Consider the following 21,431-nt stretch of genomic DNA (forward strand, 5'->3'; position numbering starts at 1 on the left):
GGTCTGGCCGGTTGCTGCGGAGCATGGCCGTGGCTTGTCGCGACAGCGGGCGATTGTTGACGGATCAAATGTCAGATGTTTGACAGGGCGCACTTTCGGCGATTTGCCTTTGTAACCAAAAGTGTCTCGCAGCGGGCGTGGCAATTGCAGGCACTGCCGGGTTGCCAGCCGTTCATCCGTTCAACCCGACACCGGAGACCGTTATGCCCGACAAGTCCGACGCCAAGGCCACGCCCACGTCAAACACCACATCCACCCCCCCTGCGCAGGGCGCTGCAGCGGGCTATGGCGATGCCCAGCGCGGCGCGGGCGGAGAGCTGCACCAGGTTGCCGGCGGCAACCATGTCCCGTTGACCACCAACCAGGGCGCTCCTATCGCGGACAACCAGAACTCGCTCAAGGCCAATCCGCGCGGCCCGACCCTGCTCGAAGATTTCATCCTGCGTGAAAAAATTACACATTTCGACCATGAGCGCATTCCCGAGCGGATCGTCCATGCGCGCGGCACCGCGGCGCACGGCTATTTCGAACTGACCGATTCGCTGGCGCAGTTCACCACCGCCAGCATCCTGACCGAGGTCGGCGTCAAGACCCCGGTATTCGCGCGCTTCTCCACCGTGGCCGGCGGCGCGGGCTCGATCGACACGCCGCGCGACGTGCGCGGCTTCGCGGTCAAGTTCTATACCCGGGAAGGCAACTGGGACCTGGTTGGCAACAACATCCCGGTGTTCTTCATCCAGGACGCGATCAAGTTCCCCGACGTGGTCCACGCGGTCAAGATGGAGCCCGACCGCGCCTTCCCGCAGGCGGCCACCGCGCACGACACCTTCTGGGACTTCATCTCGCTCACGCCGGAGTCGATGCACATGGTGATGTGGATCATGTCGGACCGCACCATCCCGCGCTCGCTGCGCATGATCGAAGGCTTCGGCGTGCACAGCTTCCGCCTGCTCGACGACCAGGGCCGCTCCACCTTCGTCAAGTTCCACTGGCGCCCGAAGCTGGGGCTGCAGTCCACGGTGTGGGACGAGGCCGTCAAGATCGCCGGCGCCGATCCGGATTTCCATCGCCGCGACATGTTCAACGCGATCCAGTCCGGCAATTTCCCCGAGTGGGAACTGGGCGTGCAGCTGTTCACCGAAGCCGATGCGGCCAAGTTCCCGTTCGACCATCTCGACGCCACCAAGATCATCCCGGAAGAGACCGTGCCGCTGAAGATCATCGGCCGCATGGTGCTGGACCGCTGGCCCGACAACTTCTTTGCCGAGACCGAGCAGGTGGCGTTCTGCCCCGCCAATATCGTGCGCGGCATCGATTTCTCCAACGATCCCCTGCTGCTGGGCCGGCTGTTCTCGTACCTCGACACGCAACTGCTGCGCCTCGGCGGCCCCAACTTCAACCAGATTCCGGTGAACGCGCCCAAGTGCCCGTTTGCCAACCACCAGCGCGACGGCCATATGCAGATGCAGCAGCCCAAGGGACGCGTCGCCTACGAGCCCAACTCGCTGTCCGATGACTCGCCGCGCGAGGCACCCGACCTGGGCTTCCGCCACGCGCAGGTGCCCGAGCAGGGCGACAAGGGCCGCATCCGCCCTGAGACCTTTGCCGACCACTACAGCCAGGCGCGCCTGTTCTACCGCAGCCAGACCCGCGCCGAGCAGGCGCATATCGCCTCGGCGCTGGTGTTCGAGCTGTCGAAGGTCGAGCACGTCCATGTGCGCGAGCGCATGGTGGCCCACCTGCTCAATATCGACCCCGACCTGGGCGGCCGAGTGGCCGATGGCCTGGCGCTGGACCAGGTGCCCGAGCCGCTGCCCACCGCCGCGCCGGTGCAGGACCTGCCGCCGTCGCCGGCGCTGCAGATTATCGGCAAGATGAAAGACACGCTGCAGGGGCGCGAGGTCGGCATCCTGGTCGCCGACGGCTCGGACGGCGCCACGGTCGAGGCGATCCGGCAGGCGGGCAGCGCCGCCGGCGCCACGGTGAAGATCGTCGCGCCCAAGGTTGGCGGCGCGGTGCTGGCCGATGGCACCAAGCTGCCAGCCGATGGCCAGCTGGCAGGGACGCCGTCGGTGATGTTCGATGCCGTGGCCGTGGTGCTGTCGGCCGACGGCGCCGCCATGCTGGTAAAGGAAAGCGCGGCGCTGGATTTCGTCTGCTTCGCCTACGCCCACCTGAAGGCTATCGCCACCGATGCGGGCGGGGACGTGCTGCTGGCCCACGCCCAACTGCAGCCCGACCCTGGCATCGTGCCCGCCACTGACACGGCGCGCTTTATCGCGGCGGCGAAGACGCGGCAGTGGGACCGCGAGCCGCAGGTGCGGATGCTGGCATAAGGGCAAGAGGAACGGGAGGCAGGGGCCGGTGCCGGCGCGGGCACCGGCCCTGTGCACATAGCGCAAGCCTGTGAATACGCAGGCAGGTTAAAATCTTCCATCCCTGTCTCCCGCGTGCCGCAGTCCATGTCCGAAGAAAAGAAGAGCCTGTCCGAAACCATCCGCGCCGCGATCGAGCAGGAGATTCTTTCTGGAAAACTTCCCAGCGGCACGCAACTGGAAGAGCAGCAGTTGCTGGCGCGTTTCGGCGTGTCGCGCACGCCGGTGCGCGAGGCGCTGATCCAGCTGGAGTCGGCCGGCCTGGTCGACCTGGTCCCGCGCCAGGGCGCGATCGTTTCGTCGATCACGCTGCGCGAATACGTTGCCATGAACGAGATCCTGGTCCAGCTCGAGGCGCTGGCGGCGCGGCTGGCGGCGCGGCGCATCTCCGCGGCGCAGCGCATGGCGCTGCAGCAGGCGTTCGATGCGTGCCGCGCGGCGGGGCAGCGCGCCGATTCCGATCGCTACCGCGAAGCCAACGACGCCTTCCACGACGTCATCTACGCCGCCTGCTGCAATGACATCCTGTCGCGGCAGATCCGCACCATGCGCGCGCGCATGCGCGGCATGCGCGACCTGCGCTTCGAAAAGCCGGCCCGCATTTTGGCCTCGCTGGCCGAGCATGAAGCGGTGATGGACGCGATCGCGCGCGGCAACGAAGACGATGCCGCGGCCGCCATGGTCCGGCATATCGCCACCGGCGGCGATGTCTACGCGGACCTGATCGCCGCCATGCCCGACGACGAGGCCGGCGGCCGTCGCGGCCGCCGCTAGGCGGCGGCGGGGCGACCGGGTGGGCTTATTCCAGGTTCATCGCCAAATAACGGGGGATGATGTGGATGCGCAGGGATTGATGTGGTTGACTTCGTGGATGCGCCGGCCCTCACCCCCGCCCCTCTCCCGTACGCGGGAGAGGGGAGAAAACAGGCAGGAAGAAAAACGCTGTTGGGACCGCCGGCGACAGCGCTGTGCGAGCGCAGCGATGCACTCCGTGCCCGAGCCTAAGACCTGAGATTGGGAGCGCGCGCAGCGCAGCCGTAGGCGTCCCACCAAAAACGTCGTTAGCAGGCTGCCACCGACCTAAAGTCGGGTTCGTCCATCCGACCTCGAACGCCAGGCACCTCCAGGTAGCGTCAGCAGGGCCGAACCACCGAACGCCGACCCGCAAGTCACTGCCATTCGAACCACCAACGCCGCCTTAGCCAGCCGCTTAGGCGACGCGCTCTTTGCCTCCTTTCTGTCGCTCGGACAGAAAGGAGGTCGCCGGCTACGCCGGCGAAACAGCCGCGCCCGCCAAGCACGACCAACAAACCAACCTCGCTACCCCAGCCTTACCAACATCACCTACCTTATTCCAACCTGACCCCAGCCTGCTCAATCCGCATCACAGCCGATTTCCCATCCGCCGCGGCCCATTTGGCAAATTCCGCGGACGACGCCGAGGTCGCGACCTCGCTGCCATTGGAAGCCAGCTTCGCCCGCAGTTGCGGGTCAGCCATCACCTTGGTCGCGGCGGCGAAGAGCTTGTCGCGGATGCCGTCGGGAAGCCCGGCCGGCCCATACAATCCAAACCAGAAGGTAAAGTCAAAGCCCGGCAGGCCCGTCTCCGCCAGCGCGGGCAGGCCTGGCGCGACCGCCGAAGGCTTGGGCGTGGTCACGCCAATCATCTTCACCACGCCTTGCGTGCCCAGCGGCAGCACCGACGCCGCCGTGCCGAACGACAGTTCCACCTCGCCCGCGGCCACCGCCTGCAGTGCCGGGGCACCGCCCTTGTAGGGCACGTGGGTCATCCTGGCCCCCGTGGCCTTTTCGAACTGCAGTGCGGCGATATGCGGCGAGCCGCCGATGCCGGACGACGAGTAGTTAAACTTGCCTTGCTGCGCCCGGGCCTTGGCCACCAGCGTCTTGACGTCGCTGACATTCAGGTTCTTGTTGACGGCCAGGATCAGCGGCGACACCGTCAGCCGCGTCACCGGGGTAAAGTCCGTCGCCTTGTAGCGGGCCTTGTACAACTGCTGGTCGATGCCGTACAGCGTCGCCGTGGCCAGGCCCAGCGTGTATCCGTCCGGCGCGGCCTGCGCCAGCGCGGCCGAGGCCAGCGTGCTGCCCGCGCCGGGCTTGTTGTCCACCACCACGGTCTGGCCGAGTTCCCGGGAGAGCGCTTCGCCGAACACGCGCGCGACATAGTCCGCCGCGCCCGCCGGCGTGTAGCCCACCAGCAGGCGGATGGGCCGGGCCGGGTATTCCTGCGCGCCGGCCAGCGCGGGCAACGCCGCCAGGGCGGCAAGGGCCGCGCCGATGGCAGCGCGCCCGATAGCGTGGGTCATGGTTGTCTCCTTGGTGTGTTCGCTGTCGCGGTTATATTTTTTGCGAGCCTCAGGACGCCACGCTGGCTGCGCGCAAATCCGCGATGCCGGCGTCGTCGTAGCCCAACGCGCGCAGGATCTCGTCAGTGTGTTCGCCGGGATCGGGCGCGGCGCGATTGAATTGCTCCGGGTGCGGCGCGGCCGACAGGTTGATCGGCGAACGCAGCAGCGCAAGCGGCCCCAGCACGGGGTGCTCGGCGGGCCGGGTCATGCGCAGGTGCCGCACCTGCGCGTCCTCGAAAGCCTGGCCGATATCGAACACCGGACCGCAGGGCACGCCCGCCGCATTCAGGCGCGCGGTCAGTTCGGCGGCGGTGAAGGCGGCGGTGCACTGGTTGATGGCCGCGTCCAGGCGATGGCGCTCGGCGGCCCGGCCGGGGGCAGTCTGGAAGGCGGGCTCGTCCAGCAGCCAGCCGGCCTCGACGGTGCGGCAGAAGTTGGCCCACATGCGGTCGGTGCTGGCGGCGATATTGACCACGCCGTCGCGGCAGCGGTAGGTGCCCATCGGCACCAGCGTCGGGTGCGCGTTGCCCTGCTGCGTTGGCACTTCGCCGTCCACGGTGTAGCGGGTGGCCTGGAAATCCAGCTTGTTGAGCATGCCTTCGATCAGCGAGGTATGCACCCATTGCCCGCGCCCGGTACGCGCGCGGTGCAGCAGCGCCAGCAGGATGCCCTGGCCCAGGAACATGCCGGCGGTGGTGTCGGAAATGGCGATACCGACGCGCAACGGCCCCTGGCCCGGTGCGCCGGTGACCGAGCTCAGTCCCGACATGCCCTGCACGATCTGGTCCAGCCCCGGGCGCTCGCAGTAGGGCCCGTCCTGGCCGAATCCCGAGATGCTGGCCAGGATCACGCGCGGATTGATCGCGCTCAGGCGCGCGAAGCTCAGTCCCAGGCGTTCCTTGACCACCGAGCGGAAGTTCTCCACCACCACGTCGGCGCGCCGCACCAGGCGCTCCATCACCTCGGCGCCCTGCGGCGTCTTCAGGTCCAGGCACAGGCTGCGCTTGTTGCGATGCAGGTTCTGCTCGTCAGAGCCGCGCCGCCGCCCGGTCACCGAGCCGCGATCCTGCGGCGGCGGCGGCTCCACGCGGATGACGTCGGCGCCCCAGTCCGACAGCAGACGCACGGCGGCGGGGCCGGCGCGCGCGATCGAGAGATCCAGCACGGTGATGCCCGACAGCGGCAGGTCTGCGCCCGGGGCGGAAGTCCCGCCGGCTTCAGGGGCGGGTGGCACGAACGTCATGGCAAATCCTCAGCGATGGGTGGCGGCATTTAGTATACAAATGGAAGATATAAAAATACGTATACGGACTTTCCACGATGCGTTGCGGGCTGGGATGGCGTACGCTGCCGTGGTCCTTGCTCCGCGGCCGTGACCCAAGAGGCCGTTTTGTCCCGCCCGGCTGCGCAAACGCGCCGCGTAACCCAGCTCCTTCCACCTCACTAAGGTTTGTATGCTTTCAGAATCTTTCTGTATTTACAGGAACGGCGGGCCCGAGGTGCTGGAGGCGTGCCGGGTTCCCGTGCCGTCACCGGGCCCCGGCGAAGTCCAGTTGCGCCAATCCGCGATCGGCCTGAACTTCGCGGACATCTATCAGCGCAAAGGCGCGCATGGCCCCCATGCCGCGACCCCGTTTCCCATCACGCTGGGCTCGGTCGGAGCGGGCACGGTCACCGCGATCGGTCCTGGCGTAGAGGGTGTCATGGTCGGCCAGCGTGTCGCCTGCATGCACCCGGGCGCCTACCAGGTGACCCGCAACGTGCCTGCGGGCCGGCTCGTGCCCTTGCCGGAGTCGGTTGCCGAAGAGGTGGCCGGCGCCACGCTGCTGCGCGGCCTGACCGCCGAGTACCTGCTGCGCCGGCTCTACGCCGTGCAGCCGGGCGACGTGGTGCTGGTGCACGCGGCGGCGGGTGGCATGGGCGTGCTGCTGTCGCAGTGGGCGCGCGCACTGGGCGCGACCGTGATCGGGACCGTGGGCAGCGAGGCCAAGCGGGCGATAGCGCTGGCACACGGTTGCCACCACGTCGTCAACTACCGCGAGGGCAGCTTCGTCGACGCGGTGCTGGCTCTGACCGGCGGCGAGGGCGTGGCCGTGGTCTACGACGCCGTCGGCAAGGACGTGTTCGTGCCGTCGCTGCAATGCCTGCGGCCGTGCGGCATGGCGATCAACTACGGCACCGCGTCGGGCGACGTGGAGGCCTTCGACCTGCAGTTGCTGCACGCGCGCTCGCTGATCGTGTCGCGGCCCACGTTGCGCACCTATATTGCCAGCCCGCAGGCGCTGGCCGGTGCCGCGGCCACGCTGTTCGCCGCGGTCGCGGCCGGGCAGTTGCGGCTGGAAGTCAACCACCGGTACCCGCTGGCTGCCGTGCGCGACGCGCACCGCGACCTGGAGGGCCGTGCCACCACGGGTTCGGCCGTGCTGATCCCCTGAGCCCCATTGATTCCCACTGGAGTATTGCCCATGCAGACTGATGGTTCCCTTCCTTCTCTCGATATTGCCGGCCATGTCGCCACCATCACCTTGCGCAGCCCTGAGGTGGCCAACCGGCTGGGGCCGGACGACCTGGCCGAACTGCAGCGCCAGGTCGAGGCGGTCAATGCCAGCGACGTGCGGGTGCTGCGGCTGCGCGGCACCGGCAAATACTTCTGCAGCGGCTTCGACATCGGCCGGCTCGCGGCCGGGCAGCGCGGCGCCGGCTTCGAAACCCTGGTCAACGCGCTGGAAGACTGCCGCGCCGTGACCATTGCCGAGATCCACGGTGGCGTCTACGGCGGCGGCACCGACCTGGCGCTGGCTTGCGACTTCCGGCTCGGCACCGCGGCGGTCGACATGTTCATGCCCGCGGCGCGGCTGGGCCTGCATTTCTACCAGCGCGGCATGGAACGCTATATCAGCCGGCTGGGACTGAACCACGCCAAGCGCCTGTTCTTGACCGCCGAGCGCATCGGCGCCGACGAAATGTTCCGCTGCGGCTTCCTGACCGAATTGCTGCCCGCCGAAGGCCTGCGCGAGCGCGCGGAGCAGCTCAGCGGCATCGTGGCCGGGCTGGCGCCCCTGGCGGTGCAAGGCATGAAGCGCCACCTGAACGCAATCAGCCACGGCCGGCTGGACGCCGCGGCGCTGGCCGCCGATATCGTCGCGGCCAACGGCTCGCAGGATATCCGCGAAGGCGCGCTGGCCTGGCAGGAGAAACGCCAGCCGCGCTTTACCCGGACCTGAGCGGGCTTGTGTGACGCAGCGGCGGCGATTGGCTATTGGCGCCGCTGCATTACCCAGTCCACCGCACGGGCCAGGAACGGCGAGGTATCGCCGTCGCGATAGCTCATGATCACCGGCGAGACGAAACCCGGCGCATCGATGGGGCAATAGCGCACATCGTCGCGATGCAGCCGCTGGATCGACGCCGGCACCAGCGTGATGCCGACGCCGGCGGCGACCAGTCCGAGCGCGGTCTGCAGTTCGTTGGCTTCCTGCGCCACGCGCAGCTGCAAACCTTGCGCGCGGAACAGCGACAGCAGGTGGTCGGCGTAGCTGGGGCGCGGCCTGGCCGGATAGAGGATGAACGGGCGCGCCGCCAGCGCCTGCGGCGTCAGCGCCTTGCGGCGCGGTGCCGGCAGGCGCGCGGGCAGCGCCGCCACCAGCGGTTCGGCCATCACCACCTGTTGCCGGATCGCGGGATCGTTCAGCGCGATGCGGCCGAAGCCCAGGTCGATGCGGCCGGCCTTGAGCGCCTCGATCTGCTCGACGGTGATCATCTCGGCCAGTCCGACTTCCACTTGCTGGCCGCCGCGGTCCGATTCGCGCAGTTCGCGGATCAGTTCCGGCAGCACGCCGTACAGCACCGACGGCACGAAACCGATGCCGAACCAGCGCTTTTCCTCGCGCCCGATGCGGCGCGTGCCTTCGATGGTTTCCTCCACGCGCTGCGTCAACTGGGTGCTCTGCTCCAGCAGGAAGCGGCCCGCCTCGGTCAGGCGCAAGCCGCGGCCGATGCGGTCGAACAGCGCTACGCCGATCTCCTCTTCCAGTTGCCGGATCTGGCGCGACAGCGGCGGCTGCGCCATATGCAGCCGCTCGGCGGCGCGGGTCACGTTGAGTTCCTGCGCCACGACCTGGAAATAACGCAGGTGCCGGAGTTCCATGGGTGTCCTTTCCATACCTGAAAGGTATTGATCGAGACATCATCGGTCTTGGACAGCGGCAAAGTCAAGCTGCATACTTGGTTGCAACTTCAAACTGCATTAATAAGGTATGACCGCGACAATCACTTCGGTGGAAGCCATCCTGGTGGACCTGCCCACCATCCGGGCCCACCAGCTGGCGATGGCCACGATGCAGCAGCAGACGCTGGTGATCGTGCGGCTGCGCTGCAGCGATGGCGTGGAAGGCATCGGCGAGGCCACCACCATCGGCGGTCTGTCTTATGGCGACGAGAGCCCCGAAGGCATCAAGCTGACCATCGATACCTACCTGGCGCCGGCGCTGGCCGGGCAGGATGCCACCAACGTGCATGGCGCCATGGCGCGCCTGGGCAAGGTCGCGCGCGGCAACCGCTTTGCCAAGTCCGCGCTCGAGACCGCATTGCTGGACGCGCAGGGCAAGCGCCTGGGCGTGCCGCTGGCCACGCTGCTGGGCGGCGCGGTGCGCGCGACGCTGCCGGTGCTGTGGACCCTCGCCAGCGGCGACACCGCGCGCGATATCGCCGAGGCCGAGCAACTGCTGGCCGAGCGCCGCCACCACACCTTCAAGCTGAAGATCGGCCGGCGCAGCGTGCGCGACGATGTGGCGCACGTGGCCGCGATCAAGCGCGCGCTGGGCGACCGCGCGCGCGTCACCGTCGATGTCAACCAGGCCTGGAACGAGGCCGACGCCGCCACCGGCATCGCCATGCTGGAAGCCGCCGGCATCGACCTGGTCGAGCAACCCACGCCACGCGAGCAGCGCATGGCGCTGGCGCGGCTGGCCGCGCGCTTCGTGGTGCCGATCATGGCCGATGAAGCGGTGTGCGGCCCCGAGGATGCCATGGAGCTGGCGCGCATCGGCGGCGCCGATGTGTTCGCGCTGAAGATCGCCAAGGCCGGCGGCATCTTCGGCATGCTGCGCACCGCCGCGGTCGGCGATGCCGCGGGCATCGCGCTGTATGGCGGCACCATGCTCGAAGGCAGCGTCGGCACCATCGCCGCGGCGCACGGCTTCTGCACGCTGCCGCAACTGGCGTGGGGCACCGAGTTGTTCGGTCCGCTTCTGCTCAAGGACGACATCGTGCAGCACCGACCCGAGTATCGCGACTTCAGCCTGCACCTGCCCGAAGGGCCTGGCCTGGGTTTGGTGCTGGACGAAGACAAGCTGGCGCATTACCGGCGCCGCTGAGCCGGCGCAGCGATTCCTGCGCCCGGCGCGTTGCCCGCGCCGGCGCATCACGCAGTGAGGAGACCATGAAGACATTATTCCAGCGGCTGGCAAGTACCGGCCGCGCCGGGGCGCTGGCCCTGGCGGCCAGCCTGTCGTTCGCCGCACCGGCCGCGCACGCGGCCTACCCGGATCACCCGATCCGCTGGATCGTGCCATTCCCGGCTGGCGGCGCCATGGACAATATCGCCCGCACGCTTGGCGAAGAGATGTCGCGCACGCTCGGCCAGTCCATCGTGGTGGAAAACCGTCCGGGCGCCGGCGGCAACATCGGTGCCGAACTGGTGGCGCGCGCGCCCGCCGACGGCTACACCCTGATCATCGTCGCCAATGGCATGGCCGTGAATCCGGCGCTGTACGGCCGCCTGAACTACGACCCGGTCAAGGACTTTGCGCCGGTGTCGCTGCTGGCGGTGGTGCCCAACGTGCTGGTCGCCAACAAGGCGCGGCGCCAGGAAAGCACCATCAAGGAAGTGGTCGCGCATGCCAGGGCAGCGCCGGGCAAATACACCTACGCCTCGGCCGGCAACGGCACTTCGATCCACCTCGCGGGCGAGCTGTTCACGTCGATGGCCGGCGTCGACATGCTGCATGTTCCCTACAAGGGCAGCGGCCCGGCCATGACGGATCTGCTCGGTGGGCAGGTCGACTACATGTTCGACAGCATCACCTCGGCCCGTCCCCATATCGAATCGGGCAAGCTGACGGCGATCGCGGTCACCACCAGCAAGCGTTCCAGCGCGCTGCCCAATGTGCCGACGGTCGCCGAAGCCGGCCTGCCGGGCTATGAGCTGTCGCCCTGGTTCGCCGCCTTCGTGCCGGCGAAGACGCCGCAGCCGGTGATCGACACGCTCAACCGCGCCATGCTCGAGGCGCTGCGCAAGCCCGCGGTGCAGAAACGGCTGGCGCTGATCGGCGCCGAGCCGATCGGCAGTTCGCCGGCGGTGCTGCGCGAGCACCTCGCCAAAGAGACCGACAAGTGGGGCGCGTTGATCCGGCAGCGGGGTATCCGCGCGGACTGAGGCAACCTGACCACCCGCAAGTGCGTCGCCGTGCACGGACAGCGCGGCATGGAGAGGATCACCCTCTCATCCCCCACTCCAGTAGGGAACAATGCCGGCGGCGACCTGGGCGCGCGCATCGAGGTGGACCGCGATGACGAGACCGGCCGCCTGCTGGCGGCGCTGCGCGACATGAACGAGCGCCTGACCGCCACCGTCGCCCGGGTGCGCGCCGGCAGCGGCAATATCGCCATCAGCACCAGCGAGATCGTGCGCGGCAACGCCGACCTGAGCAGCCGCACCGAGGAGCAGGCGGCCTCGCTGGAGCAGACCGCGGCCAGCATGGAGGAACTGACCGAGGCCGTGCGCCAGAACACCGAGAACGCACGCCAGGCCAGCGAACTGGCGCGCAATGCCGCCGATGTGGCGCAGCGTGGCAGCACCACGGTGCAGCGCGTGGTCGGCACGATGCAGGACATCAGCGCCAGCTCGGGCAAGATCGCGGAGATCACCGGGATCATCGAGGGCATTGCCTTCCAGACCAATATCCTGGCGCTGAACGCCGCGGTGGAAGCGGCGCGCGCCGGCGAGCAGGGCGCGGCTTTGCGGTGGTGGCGAGCAAGGTGCGCGGGCTGGCCCAGCGCTCGTCGAGCGCGGCCAAGGAGATCAAGGAACTGATCGAGGCGTCGGGCCGGCAAGTGCAGGATGGCTCGTCGCTGGCCAGCGAGGCGGGCCAGACCATGGCCGAGGTGACCCAGGCGGTGGCGCGCGTGACTGGCATCGTCGAGGAAATCGCCACGGCATCGGCGGAGCAGACCCGCGGCATCGAGCAGGTCAACCAGGCCATCGTGCAGATCGACCAGGTGACGCACAGAACGCGTCGCTGGTGAGCGAGGCGGCCAATGCCGCGCGCGCGCTGGAAGAGCAGGGCCGCGAACGGAGCGAGGTGGTGGCGTTCTTCCGCCTGCCCGGCGAAGCGGGGACCACGCCGCCGGGTGCCGGCACCCTGGCCTCGGCGCGGCGCGTGGCGCACCGGCCTGCCACCGCATAGCCGCCGGCGGGCTTGGCTGCACGCAGGCGCCCGGGCGGGTAAACTGGCCGGTCCTGACTCCCCCGTTGCCACCGCCATGACCCTGCCGATCTCCTTCGACGACGTTGCCGCCGCGCACGAACGCATCCGCGCGGCCGCCCACCGCACCCCGGTGCTGACCTCCGCCACCGCCGACGCGGCCACCGGGGCGCAGCTGTTCTTCAAGTGCGAGAACTTCCAGCGCATCGGCGCCTTCAAGTTCCGCGGCGCCTACAACGCCATTGCCCAGTTCACGCCGCAGCAGAAGGCGGGCGGCGTGCTGGCGTTCTCCTCCGGCAACCATGCGCAGGCGATCGCGCTGTCGGCGCGCCTGCTGGGCGTGCAGGCAGTGATCGTGATGCCGCAGGACGCCCCCGCGATCAAGATCGAAGCCACGCGCGGCTATGGCGCGGAGGTGGTGCTGTACGACCGCTACCAGGACGACCGCGAGGCCCTGGGCCGGCGCATTGCCGGCGAACGCGGCATGACGCTGATCCCGCCCTACGACCACCCGCACGTGATGGCCGGGCAAGGCACGGCGGCCAAGGAACTGTTCGAGGAAACCGGCCCGCTCGACATGCTGGTGGTGTGCCTGGGCGGCGGCGGGCTGCTGTCGGGCTGCGCGGTTGCGGCACACGCGATGTCGCCCGGCTGCGCGGTTTATGGCGTCGAGCCCGAGGCCGGCAACGACGGCCAGCGCAGCCTGCGCAGCGGCGAGATCGTTCGCATCGACACCCCGCGCACCATTGCCGATGGCGCGCAGACGCCGTACCTGGGCAACCACACCTTCGCCGTGATCCGCGAACTGGTGACGGATATCGCCACCGTGTCGGACGCGGAACTGGTCGAGACCATGAAGTTCTTCGCCGGGCGCATGAAGATCGTGGTGGAACCTACCGGCTGCCTGGCCGCGGCGGCGGTGCTGCATGGCAAGCTCGATGTGAAAGGCAAGCGGGTGGGCATCATCGTGTCGGGGGGGAATGTGGATCTGGGGGCGTTTGCGGGCTTTGTCGGGCAGGGCGCCTGCTAGGGAATCCTTGGCAAGCCCCGGTCTCTAAGCAGCAAAGCGTGACGACAGGGGCAGGGCCGACATGGCGGACAAGCATCAATACGACGTACTCGACACCGGCCCCGGCAAGCCGGTCAAGCTGTGGACACGCGGCGTTCCGGTGGAGGGCGCCGCGCGCGAGCAACTGGTGAACACGGCCCGGATGCCGTTCATCTTCCGCCATCTGGCGGTGATGCCGGACGTACATCTGGGCAAGGGGTCGACGATCGGCTCGGTGATCCCCACCGTCGGCGCGGTGATTCCCGCGGCGGTAGGCGTCGACATCGGCTGCGGCATGATGGCGGTGAAGACTTCGCTGAGCGCCTCTGACCTGCCGGACAACCTGGCCCAGCTGCGCAGCGCGATCGAACATGCCGTGCCGCATGGGCGCAGCGCGCAGGGCGGTCGGCGCGACCAGGGTGCCTGGGGCAATGCGCCGGCGCATGTCGACGCCGCGTGGGCCGAAATGGCACCGGCCTTTCGCCGCATCACCGACAAATATCCGCACCTGGCGCGCGCCAACCATCGCAATCACCTCGGCACGCTGGGCACCGGCAACCACTTCATCGAGGTGTGCCTGGACGAGGCGCAGTCGGTCTGGTTCATGTTGCACAGCGGCTCGCGCGGCATCGGCAATGCGATCGGCACCACTTTCATCACGCTGGCGCAGCAGGACATGCGCCAGCACCTGGCCAACCTGCCGGATCGGGACCTGGCTTACCTGGTGGAAGGCTCCTCTCACTACGAGGACTACATCTACGCGGTGTCGTGGGCGCAGGCCTACGCCCGCCGCAACCGCGAGCTGATGATGGAGGCGGTGCTGGCCGCGGCGCAGCGGGTGCTGCGCAAGCCGTTCCAGGCGCAGCTCGAAGCGGTGAACTGCCACCACAACTACGTGCAGAAGGAACGTCACTTCGGCGCCGACGTGCTGGTCACGCGCAAGGGCGCGGTCAGCGCGCACGCCGGCGAGCTGGGCATCATCCCGGGCTCGATGGGCGCGCGCTCGTTCATCGTGCGCGGCAAGGGCAATCCGGAATCGTTCTGCTCGTGCAGCCACGGCGCGGGCCGCACCATGAGCCGCAGCGAGGCCAAGCGCCGCTTCACCGTGGCCGACCAGAAGGAGGCCACCGAGGGGGTGGAGTGCCGCAAGGACGCCGCCGTGATCGACGAGATCCCGATGGCGTACAAGGATATCGACGCGGTGATGGCGGCGCAGTCAGACCTGGTGGAGGTGGTGCATACGCTGCGGCAGGTGGTGTGCGTGAAGGGATAGCGCTGGCGTGGGTCGAAGCCCGGATGTTCAATCGACGACCAAGCTCATTTTGGCGGTGAATTTCTGCCAGCGATCGATGTCGGAGTTCACCAGCTTCTGGAATTCGGCGGGTGTGCTGGTCGTCGTTGCAAAGCCGAGTTGCGTCAGCGATGCCTTGATCTCCGGCTTGGCGATGGCCCTGGCGATCTCCGCGTTCAGCTTCTGTACGATTTCGGGAGGTGTATTGGCTGGGGCGAGGATGCCGAACCACTGGTCGACGTCGTAGCCGGTCACGCCAAGCTCGCTGACAGTGGGGACGTCGGGCAGCAACGGCGAGCGAGCTTTCGACGTGACGGCCAGCGCGCGCAGCTTATTGCTCTTCAGATAGGGAATGGTGTTGGTCAACGTATTGACGCTGACGTCGGCCTGGTTGCCCAGGACGTCGGCGATGGCGGGGGCGCAGCCCTTGTACGGCACGTGAAGCATGTCGATCTTCGCCGACACTTTCAGCAATTCGCCGGCCAGGTGCTGCGGTGTGCCGTTGCCACATGACGCGTAGCTGGGCGGCGCGCCGCTCTTGCCGGCCGTGAGCAGGTCGTCGAGCGAGCGCAGCTTCGAGTGCGCTGGCACGGCGATCACCGAGGGCACCGAAGCGAAGGTGATGACCGCGCTGAAATCCGACTTCGGATTGAACTGCAGTTTCTTGAAGACGCTCGGGTTGATGGCGAAGCTGCTGTTAACGATCAGCAGTGTGTAGCCGTCACCCGGGCTCTTGGCCACGAATTCCGCACCAATATTGCCACTGGCGCCAGGGCGGTTGTCGACCACCACCGGCTGCCCCAGCGATTTGCTGATGTCAGCCCCGATCAGGCGCGCCAGCGAATCGGTCCCTCCTCCGGCCGGGAACGTCACCACCATGCGGATGGGCTTCTGCGGGAAGGTACTGGCCAGGTTTGCCTCGGCGCGCCCCGGCACTGTTGCCAGGCTGCTTGCGACCAGGAGCAGGGATGCCAGACTGCGGACGACGGATAAGGGTCTCATTGATTTGCCTCTTCGGTTTAGGGTGAAGGGAGGGGGGGAACCGGTCAATCGGGGTCTATACGCACCGCTTCGCTATCTGGGCCGCCCGCACGCGCCAGCGCCGCGGCCGCCACCAGTGCGGCCTCGCTGTCAGCATGGATGCGGTAGAGGGGTTGCCCTGCCGCCACCTTGGCCCCGATCGCGCACAGCAGGTCGACGCCCGCACCGGCATTGCGTGGTGCCCCGGCGGCACGTGCGACGCCGGAGATCCCCAGTCCGTCGATCGCCGCCACGCGGCCCGGCACGGACGCGCTTACCACGCAGGTATGCCGGCCGGGCGCCACGGGAACAGGACGCGCGCCTTGTGCGGCGGCAATGCGGTCGAATGCGGCGCTGGCCTTGCCTTCGCCCAGCAGCGCGGCGGCAATGCGGCGGCCCGCGGCGGGCGAGCCCACGCGCGGATCGAACGCGATGATCTCGCCGGCGAAGCGCAAGGCCTTGTCGCGCAGATCCGCGGGGGCATCCGGGTCGTTGGCTAGCACCTGGCGTACATCGCGCACTTCCAGGGCGGGACCGATGCCACGGCCGATGGGTCGACCGCCCTCTGTCACCAGCGCGCGCACATGCAGGCCAAGCCCCTTGCCGACGTGCTCGAACATCGCGCCCAGCGCCTCGGCGTCGGCGCGCGTGGTCAGCTTGGTCTGCGGCCCATAGGGCAGGTCGACGATGACGTGGGTCGCCCCCGCGGTGTATTTCTTGGACAGGATCGACGCCACCGACCAGCGCCGCGAGTCCAGGCGCAGCGGGCGCGTGATCGCATTCATCACGTCGTCGACCACCGAATGGTTGAGGCGGCCGTTCCAGGCGATGCACGCGCGGGCCTGCGCCACGCAGCGGCGCACGTCGTCGTGCGCCAGGTCGACGCGTGCCACGGTCTCCATGGCGTCGGCCGTGCCCGCGGCCGAGGTGATCGCGCGCGACGAGGTCTTGGGCATGGCCAGCCCGTACGCGGCAACGATCGGCACCACGATCAGCGTGATGCGGCTGCCGGGAACGCCACCGATGGAGTGCTTGTCGACCACGATCGGCTCGTCCCAGTCGATGCGGGGCGTGAATGCGGTACGCGCCCGTGCCAGTGCCACCACCTCCTGGTCGCCCAGCGAGCGGGTCGCGGCCACCAGGAATTCGGTCAGCTCGGCCTCGGTGTACCGGCCCGCCATGGCGTCCTGCAGCACCGCGACGTAGGCGGCTTCGTCGAGCGGCTCGCCGCGCAGCTTGGCCATCAGGTTGGTGCGGCTGGCCGGCGCCTGGCCACCGGATGCGCGCGTGCCGTGCCGCAGCGCTTGGACGAAGCGGGCCCTGCCCACCTCCAGCGTGCTGTCGTTCGACACCGTGATGCACCGGACTCCGGGCGGCAGCGGCGCACCGGTCCGCGCTACACGCCTGGCAACCTCCGCGCCCGATTCACGCCCGCGCGCGGCAATGCGCCGGGCCAGCACGTCATGCGGCGCCGTCACCAGCACCACCACGAATCGCGGCAGGCGCCGGGCAAGTTCCGCGATGACGGCGCGCGAGCCGTTGGCGACGACGTTGCGACCGCGTTCCAGCTCCGACACCAGCGAGCAGGGCAGGCCATAGCGCAGGTCGTGCGCGTCCCAGGTCACCAGGAATTCGCCGTTGGCCTGGAGCCGCGCGAATTCCACCTCCGAGACGGCCTCATGCGCTTCGCCGGCGGCGCCCTCGGGCCGCGTGATGATGCGCCGGGCGAATACATAGTTGTCATCGAGCGCCGCCCGCGCCCCATCCATCAGCGAATCCTTGCCTGCGCCGCTGGGGCCCACCACAAAGAAGAACGTGCCGCTCGCGTTCATGACTAATACCTTAGATGTCGAAGTTATTTGGCAATGCTAGCACCGGCGCCGCGACTGTCAAGGAAAGTTCGATGTCTAAGGTTATGCAAGCAACGGGCCAGCGTTCGCAGAGCCAGCGGCGACGCGGATTGCGAGCGACCATAGGGGAAAACACGGGGGCGCGGCATGCGCGTCCGCGGTGTCTGGTGCCGCGAACGCGCGCCTGGTGCACCGATGGAGTGAACGCTACATTGGGCGGCGCGCCGACGCGCTCCGGCAGCGCCGCGCGCACAGTGGAGGCGCTATCATGTGCGCTGTTGCGGGGCACCGTGGATCCGGTGTCGCGCCGATACGTTTCATTTTTTGCTTACCACTATGGCCACAAGAAAGCCGGATGCTCCGGTTACGATCACGCCACCGGACGAAGCCGATGAAGAGCGGCTGGCCCATCTGGTGAAGGACGCCGCGCGCGCCTATATCCGGGCGCTGCAACTGCGCCTGGCGGAACATTCGGTGTCGTACGGCCACTGGACCATCCTGCGCATCCTGTGGCGCCATGACGGCCTGTCGCAGCGCGAACTGAGCGAACGCGCCGGCGTGACGGAGCCCACCACGTTTGCCGCGGTCAAGGCGCTGGAGGCGCTTGGCTACGTCGAACGCACGCACCTGCCCGGCAACAAGAAGAAGGTGCATGTGTTCCTCAGCAAGACCGGGCGCGCGCTGCGCCGCAAGCTCGAGCCGCTGGCGACCGAGGTCAATGCGCTGAGTGTTGAGGGAGTGAGCGAACAGGACGTGGCGACCACGCGCCGGGTCCTGATCACCATCGCCAAGCGCCTGGTCGCCGACGAGATCGCCTCGGCGGAAAACGGGCGGCGCGTGCCGTCCACGCAGGAAGTCGGGCGGTTGCTGTCGGACCTGTAGCCCGAGGCAGCCACGGCGAATGAAAAGACCCCGCCGGCGCGGCCGGCGTGGGTGAATGCCTCGGGTAGAAGGCGTGAAACCGGTGTGCGGGACCGCCGCGGGCGGGCGCCCCGATTCAGGAGCTCAGGCTTCGTCCAGCCCGATATCCACGGCCGGTGCGGACTGCGTGATCCGGCTGGTCGAGATGTAGTCGACCCCGGTTTCCGCCACCGCCCGGATGGTCTCCAGCCGGATACCGCCCGAGGCCTCGACCTTGGTGCGGCCATTGACGATCTGCACCGCCTCCTTCATATCGGGCACCGACATGTTGTCCAGCATGATCACGTCGACGCCAGCGGCCAGTGCCTCGCGTACTTGCTCCAGCCGGTCGCACTCCACTTCCAGCTTGGTCAGCACCGGGAGCTTGCGGCGCACGCGTTCTACCGCGGCGGCGATGCTGCCGCAAACGGCGATGTGGTTGTCCTTGATCATTACGCCGTTGTCCAGGCTCAGCCGGTGGTTCAGGCCGCCGCCACAGGTGACGGCGTGCTTTTCCAGCGCGCGCAGACCAGGGGTGGTCTTGCGGCTGTCGATCAGTCGTGCCTTGGTATGCGCAATGGCTTGTGCATAGGTGGCGGTCTGGTTTGCGATGCCGCACAAGCGCTGCATGATGTTCAGCGCGGTACGCTCGGCTGTCAGCACGCTGCGCGCATTGCCGCTTACGTTAAGCAGTGCCGCGCCTTTGCCGACCTTGTCGCCATCGGCCACGCGCACGTCGATGGACAAGCTTGGATCGTAACGGGCGAAGATGCGAGCCGCCACGTCGATACCAGCGACGATCATAGGTTCGCGGGCGTTCATGCAGAAGGTGCCGGTCTCGCCCGGTTCGATCATGGTCTGGACAGTCAGGTCGCAGATACCGATGTCTTCGGTCAGCCAGAGGTCGATCAGCTTGTCGGTGGCATAGAGGTCGTACATGTGAGGGCTCCTGAAGGGTTGGTGGCGTACCTCAATAATCTTAGAGATCGAAGTACATGGCTCAATACTAGCGCCTTGCCACGCTCTGTCAAGAAATATTCGACGTCTAAGGTTATGTGCCGCGGGAGCGCCACCCCGGCGCGCTAGCGCCCGAATTGCCCCAGCACCGTCCCCACCGCCTCCAGCCCCGCCTCGATCATGTGCAGCATATAGCTGCCCATCTGCGGCATCACCAGCATCAGCACCAGCAGTCCGCCCGACAGCGTTACCGGGAAGCCCACCGCGAAGATCGACAGTTGCGGCGAGGCGCGGTTGAGGATGCCCATGGCCAGGTTCAGGATCAGCAAGGCGGCGATCATCGGCAGGGCCAGCAGCAGGCCGGAAGCGGACACCATGCCGCCGGCGCGGGCCACGGCCATGGCGCCGCCGGCGGACAGCGGGGTGCCGCCGATGGGCAGGCCGTTGAAGCTGTCGACCAGCGCGCCCAGCATCAGCAGGTGGCCGTCCAGCGCCAGGAACAGCAGCACCGCGATCAGGTTGAGGAAGCGCGACAGCACCATGGTCTGGCCGCCGGCGGCGCGGTCGAAGAAGGACGCGAACGACAGGCCCATCTGCAGCCCGATGATCTCGCCGGCCTGCTGCACGGTGGCGAAGACCAGCCGCATGACAAAGCCCGTGGCCAGGCCGATGCCGACTTCATTGAGGATGATCATCAGCCCGCCTAAGGAGTACACCGGCACCACCGGCAGCTGGGCGATGGTGGGCGAGACCACCATCGCGATCATTGCCGACAGCGCGATCTTGGCGCGCCGCGGGATGGTCGATTCACCGAACAGCGGCGCGGTGCCGAGCAGCGCGAGGATGCGGAAGAACGGCCACAGGAAAGCCGCAAGCCAGCCGTAGAGCTGGGCTGAGGTGAACTCGATCACGGCGGGGGTCAGCGGGCGGGCCGGGCGGAGGGTTGCAACGGCGGCGGATGGCGACGGATGGCGGCCCGGGCGGTCGCCGTCAGTGCGCCAGCGCGGGAATGCTCTGGAACACCTCGCGCATGTAGTCGACCATCGCGTTGATCATCCACGGGCCGGCCAGCACCATGGTGGCGAACAGCGCGATCAGCTTGGGGATGAAGCTCAGCGTCATCTCGTTGATCTGGGTCGCGGCCTGGAACAGGCTCACCGCCAGGCCCGCGGCCAGCGCCACCAGCAGCAGCGGGGCGGCCAGCAGCAGGGTCATCTTCATCGCCTGGGTGGCGATGGTCATTACGGTCTCTGGGGTCATGGCTCGGATTCTGCGAGGGTGCGGGTGCGGGCGGCCGCGTCAGTTCATGAAGCTCTGCGCCAGCGAACCCAGCAGCAGCTGCCAGCCGTCGACCAGCACGAACAGCATCAGCTTGAACGGCAGCGAGATGGTGGCCGGCGGCACCATCATCATGCCCATCGCCATCAGCACGCTGGCCACGACCAGGTCGATGATCAGGAACGGGATGAAGATGGTGAAGCCGATCTGGAACGCGGTCTTCAACTCGCTGGTGACGAAGGCCGGCACCAGGATGCTGAGCGGCACTTCCTCCGGTCCCTGCATCTCCGGCGCCTTGGCCATCTGCGCGAACATGGCCAGGTCCTTCTCGCGGGTCTGGCGCAGCATGAAGGCCTTGAGCGGCTCGGCGGCCTTGGCCGCGGCGGCTTCGAGGCTGAGCTTGTTTTCGGACAGCGGCTTGTAGGCGTCGTTGTAGACGCGGTCGAACACCGGCGCCATCACGAAGAAGGTCAGGAACAGCGACAGGCCCACCAGCACCTGGTTGGGCGGCGAGGTGGCCGTGCCGAGCGCGTTGCGCAGCAGTCCCAGCACGATGATGACGCGGGTGAAGCCGGTCATCATCAGCATCGCCGCCGGCAGGAACGACAGCGAGGTCAGCAGCACCAGCGTCTGCACCGGCAGCGACCAGATCTGGCCGCCGCCCGGGGCGGGCTTGCTGATCACGCCGGGCAGCGCCTGGGCCCAGGCTTGCGCGGGCGCCAGCGCGGCAATGGCCAGCATCAGCGCCAGCACGGACAGCCCGGACAACAGCGGCGAGCGCAGCGACGAGGGCAGCAACGAGACCGGGCGCGCGGCGCGGCCTGCGCGCAGCAGCGGTCGCCACGGCGTGGCAAGCGGG

Annotated in this window: 18 protein-coding genes and 1 pseudogene; 10 read left to right on the plus strand and 9 right to left on the minus strand. The window is 68.0% G+C overall.

Features of this window, described 5'->3' with window-relative positions; translation table 11 throughout:
• Positions 1–203 precede the first annotated feature (203 nt).
• Positions 204–2,336 (plus strand): catalase, encoded by a 2,133-nt coding sequence (locus CBM2586_RS18845; protein ID WP_115689151.1) that lies wholly within the window; start codon positions 204–206, stop codon positions 2,334–2,336.
• A 126-nt stretch (positions 2,337–2,462) separates the two neighbouring features.
• The gene (locus CBM2586_RS18850) at positions 2,463–3,149 is read left to right on the plus strand and encodes a GntR family transcriptional regulator (protein WP_115689153.1); all 687 of its coding nucleotides are present in this window, start codon (positions 2,463–2,465) and stop codon (positions 3,147–3,149) included.
• Between the two features lie 575 nt (positions 3,150–3,724).
• Here CBM2586_RS18850 and CBM2586_RS18855 read toward each other — a convergent pair.
• Both CBM2586_RS18855 and CBM2586_RS18860 read right to left on the minus strand, forming a co-directional pair.
• The gene (locus tag CBM2586_RS18855) at positions 3,725–4,702 is read right to left on the minus strand and encodes a Bug family tripartite tricarboxylate transporter substrate binding protein (RefSeq protein ID WP_115665458.1); all 978 of its coding nucleotides are present in this window, start codon (positions 4,700–4,702) and stop codon (positions 3,725–3,727) included.
• A 49-nt stretch (positions 4,703–4,751) separates the two neighbouring features.
• A complete protein-coding gene (locus CBM2586_RS18860; protein WP_115689155.1) occupies positions 4,752–5,987 on the minus strand; it encodes a CaiB/BaiF CoA transferase family protein in 1,236 nt (411 codons plus the stop codon).
• 211 nt (positions 5,988–6,198) lie between these two features.
• Between CBM2586_RS18860 and CBM2586_RS18865 the strand changes: the two genes are divergently transcribed.
• Positions 6,199–7,179, plus strand: a complete 981-nt coding sequence (locus CBM2586_RS18865) for a quinone oxidoreductase family protein (protein ID WP_115689157.1) — start codon at positions 6,199–6,201, stop codon at positions 7,177–7,179.
• Positions 7,180–7,209: 30 nt separating this feature from the next.
• Positions 7,210–7,968: an enoyl-CoA hydratase/isomerase family protein gene (locus CBM2586_RS18870; protein ID WP_115689159.1), complete on the plus strand. Its 759-nt coding sequence runs from the start codon at positions 7,210–7,212 to the stop codon at positions 7,966–7,968.
• Positions 7,969–8,000: 32 nt separating this feature from the next.
• Here the strand turns inward: CBM2586_RS18870 and CBM2586_RS18875 are convergent, their stop codons facing one another.
• Positions 8,001–8,891 carry a LysR family transcriptional regulator gene (locus CBM2586_RS18875; protein WP_115689161.1) on the minus strand — a complete coding sequence of 297 codons (891 nt, stop codon included), beginning with the start codon at positions 8,889–8,891 and terminating at the stop codon, positions 8,001–8,003.
• Positions 8,892–9,000: 109 nt separating this feature from the next.
• Between CBM2586_RS18875 and CBM2586_RS18880 the strand changes: the two genes are divergently transcribed.
• The 5 genes and pseudogenes from CBM2586_RS18880 (at position 9,001) to CBM2586_RS18900 (ending at position 14,549) form a co-directional block, all read left to right on the plus strand.
• Complete coding sequence (locus CBM2586_RS18880; protein ID WP_115665453.1) at positions 9,001–10,119, plus strand: muconate/chloromuconate family cycloisomerase; 1,119 nt, start codon at positions 9,001–9,003, stop codon at positions 10,117–10,119.
• Positions 10,120–10,184: 65 nt separating this feature from the next.
• Positions 10,185–11,180 (plus strand): tripartite tricarboxylate transporter substrate binding protein, encoded by a 996-nt coding sequence (locus CBM2586_RS18885; RefSeq protein ID WP_115665452.1) that lies wholly within the window; start codon positions 10,185–10,187, stop codon positions 11,178–11,180.
• A gap of 93 nt (positions 11,181–11,273) precedes the next feature.
• Positions 11,274–12,210 (plus strand): annotated as a pseudogene (locus CBM2586_RS18890) (methyl-accepting chemotaxis protein); the annotation flags it as partial.
• Positions 12,211–12,286: 76 nt separating this feature from the next.
• On the plus strand, positions 12,287–13,258 hold the full coding sequence (locus tag CBM2586_RS18895) for a threo-3-hydroxy-L-aspartate ammonia-lyase (RefSeq protein ID WP_115689163.1): 972 nt from the start codon (positions 12,287–12,289) through the stop codon (positions 13,256–13,258).
• Positions 13,259–13,319: 61 nt separating this feature from the next.
• A complete protein-coding gene (locus CBM2586_RS18900) occupies positions 13,320–14,549 on the plus strand; it encodes an RtcB family protein (protein WP_115689165.1) in 1,230 nt (409 codons plus the stop codon).
• A gap of 27 nt (positions 14,550–14,576) precedes the next feature.
• On the opposite strand, the gene CBM2586_RS18905 is transcribed toward CBM2586_RS18900, so the two are convergent.
• Together CBM2586_RS18905 and phnN are read right to left on the minus strand one after the other, a co-directional pair.
• Complete coding sequence (locus CBM2586_RS18905) at positions 14,577–15,569, minus strand: tripartite tricarboxylate transporter substrate binding protein (RefSeq protein ID WP_115689167.1); 993 nt, start codon at positions 15,567–15,569, stop codon at positions 14,577–14,579.
• Positions 15,570–15,613: 44 nt separating this feature from the next.
• Positions 15,614–17,419 (minus strand): phosphonate metabolism protein/1,5-bisphosphokinase (PRPP-forming) PhnN, encoded by a 1,806-nt coding sequence (gene phnN, locus CBM2586_RS18910; protein ID WP_115689169.1) that lies wholly within the window; start codon positions 17,417–17,419, stop codon positions 15,614–15,616.
• Between the two features lie 354 nt (positions 17,420–17,773).
• Between phnN and CBM2586_RS18915 the strand changes: the two genes are divergently transcribed.
• A complete protein-coding gene (locus CBM2586_RS18915; RefSeq protein WP_115665447.1) occupies positions 17,774–18,319 on the plus strand; it encodes a MarR family winged helix-turn-helix transcriptional regulator in 546 nt (181 codons plus the stop codon).
• Positions 18,320–18,442: 123 nt separating this feature from the next.
• On the opposite strand, the gene nadC is transcribed toward CBM2586_RS18915, so the two are convergent.
• The 4 genes from nadC to fliP all read right to left on the minus strand — a co-directional run bounded on the left by nadC (position 18,443) and on the right by fliP (position 21,313).
• Positions 18,443–19,276: a carboxylating nicotinate-nucleotide diphosphorylase gene (nadC, locus tag CBM2586_RS18920; RefSeq protein WP_115665446.1), complete on the minus strand. Its 834-nt coding sequence runs from the start codon at positions 19,274–19,276 to the stop codon at positions 18,443–18,445.
• A 143-nt stretch (positions 19,277–19,419) separates the two neighbouring features.
• On the minus strand, positions 19,420–20,205 hold the full coding sequence (gene fliR / locus CBM2586_RS18925; RefSeq protein ID WP_115689171.1) for a flagellar biosynthetic protein FliR: 786 nt from the start codon (positions 20,203–20,205) through the stop codon (positions 19,420–19,422).
• Between the two features lie 79 nt (positions 20,206–20,284).
• Positions 20,285–20,554 carry a flagellar biosynthesis protein FliQ gene (gene fliQ / locus CBM2586_RS18930; protein ID WP_115665444.1) on the minus strand — a complete coding sequence of 90 codons (270 nt, stop codon included), beginning with the start codon at positions 20,552–20,554 and terminating at the stop codon, positions 20,285–20,287.
• A 39-nt stretch (positions 20,555–20,593) separates the two neighbouring features.
• Positions 20,594–21,313 (minus strand): flagellar type III secretion system pore protein FliP, encoded by a 720-nt coding sequence (gene fliP, locus CBM2586_RS18935; RefSeq protein WP_231942721.1) that lies wholly within the window; start codon positions 21,311–21,313, stop codon positions 20,594–20,596.
• Positions 21,314–21,431: the final 118 nt, after the last annotated feature.

This window comes from Cupriavidus taiwanensis (assembly GCF_900250115.1).
Lineage (GTDB): Bacteria > Pseudomonadota > Gammaproteobacteria > Burkholderiales > Burkholderiaceae > Cupriavidus > Cupriavidus taiwanensis_B.

Excerpts from the sequence above, each read along its gene's own strand:
- CBM2586_RS18845 (WP_115689151.1), top strand. The coding sequence starts at position 204 with ATGCCCGACAAGTCCGACGCCAAGGCCACGCCCACGTCAAACACCACA.
- CBM2586_RS18850 (WP_115689153.1), top strand. The coding sequence starts at position 2,463 with ATGTCCGAAGAAAAGAAGAGCCTGTCCGAAACCATCCGCGCCGCGATC.
- CBM2586_RS18855 (WP_115665458.1), bottom strand. The coding sequence starts at position 4,702 with ATGACCCACGCTATCGGGCGCGCTGCCATCGGCGCGGCCCTTGCCGCC.
- CBM2586_RS18860 (WP_115689155.1), bottom strand. The coding sequence starts at position 5,987 with ATGACGTTCGTGCCACCCGCCCCTGAAGCCGGCGGGACTTCCGCCCCG.
- CBM2586_RS18865 (WP_115689157.1), top strand. The coding sequence starts at position 6,199 with ATGCTTTCAGAATCTTTCTGTATTTACAGGAACGGCGGGCCCGAGGTG.
- CBM2586_RS18870 (WP_115689159.1), top strand. The coding sequence starts at position 7,210 with ATGCAGACTGATGGTTCCCTTCCTTCTCTCGATATTGCCGGCCATGTC.
- CBM2586_RS18875 (WP_115689161.1), bottom strand. The coding sequence starts at position 8,891 with ATGGAACTCCGGCACCTGCGTTATTTCCAGGTCGTGGCGCAGGAACTC.
- CBM2586_RS18880 (WP_115665453.1), top strand. The coding sequence starts at position 9,001 with ATGACCGCGACAATCACTTCGGTGGAAGCCATCCTGGTGGACCTGCCC.
- CBM2586_RS18885 (WP_115665452.1), top strand. The coding sequence starts at position 10,185 with ATGAAGACATTATTCCAGCGGCTGGCAAGTACCGGCCGCGCCGGGGCG.
- CBM2586_RS18895 (WP_115689163.1), top strand. The coding sequence starts at position 12,287 with ATGACCCTGCCGATCTCCTTCGACGACGTTGCCGCCGCGCACGAACGC.
- CBM2586_RS18900 (WP_115689165.1), top strand. The coding sequence starts at position 13,320 with ATGGCGGACAAGCATCAATACGACGTACTCGACACCGGCCCCGGCAAG.
- CBM2586_RS18905 (WP_115689167.1), bottom strand. The coding sequence starts at position 15,569 with ATGAGACCCTTATCCGTCGTCCGCAGTCTGGCATCCCTGCTCCTGGTC.
- phnN (WP_115689169.1), bottom strand. The coding sequence starts at position 17,419 with ATGAACGCGAGCGGCACGTTCTTCTTTGTGGTGGGCCCCAGCGGCGCA.
- CBM2586_RS18915 (WP_115665447.1), top strand. The coding sequence starts at position 17,774 with ATGGCCACAAGAAAGCCGGATGCTCCGGTTACGATCACGCCACCGGAC.
- nadC (WP_115665446.1), bottom strand. The coding sequence starts at position 19,276 with ATGTACGACCTCTATGCCACCGACAAGCTGATCGACCTCTGGCTGACC.
- fliQ (WP_115665444.1), bottom strand. The coding sequence starts at position 20,554 with ATGACCCCAGAGACCGTAATGACCATCGCCACCCAGGCGATGAAGATG.
- fliP (WP_231942721.1), bottom strand. The coding sequence starts at position 21,313 with ATGCTGGCCATTGCCGCGCTGGCGCCCGCGCAAGCCTGGGCCCAGGCG.